At 75.4% G+C, this 342-nt stretch carries 1 pseudogene; it reads left to right on the top strand.

Features of this window, described 5'->3' with window-relative positions:
* Positions 1 to 12: 12 nt before the first annotated feature.
* Positions 13 to 342: pseudogene (locus IEZ12_RS39905) on the top strand (DUF2637 domain-containing protein); the annotation flags it as partial.

Below are 342 nucleotides of genomic sequence, written 5' to 3'. Positions count from 1 at the left end.
CTGGCAAAGGACTTGGTCGGGGTTGCGGTCCATGCGGTCGCGCCGCTGCTGCTGATCGTCACGGCGGAGACCTCGCTGGCCTACCGGCGGGCGATCGCCCGCGCCGTGGCCGCCCGCGAGGCCCATGAGCGCACCGAGCGGGAGGAGCGCCGGCGGCTCGCCGAGCAGGCGCAGGAGAAGGCCCGGGCCGAGCAGAAAGCCGCGGCCGCGGATGCCGCGCGTCTCGCCCGTGAGGCCGACGAGCGCCGGCGTGAGCGCGACCGTGAGCAGCGTGAGCACGACCTGCTGATGCTGCGCGAGAACCACTCCGCGCAGGAGCGCCGCGACGCCGCCGAGCGCGAA

The organism is Kitasatospora griseola (genome assembly GCF_014648555.1).
In the GTDB taxonomy this organism is placed as follows: Bacteria; Actinomycetota; Actinomycetes; order Streptomycetales; family Streptomycetaceae; genus Kitasatospora; species Kitasatospora griseola.
This window is presented reverse-complemented; position numbering and strand designations above follow the sequence as displayed.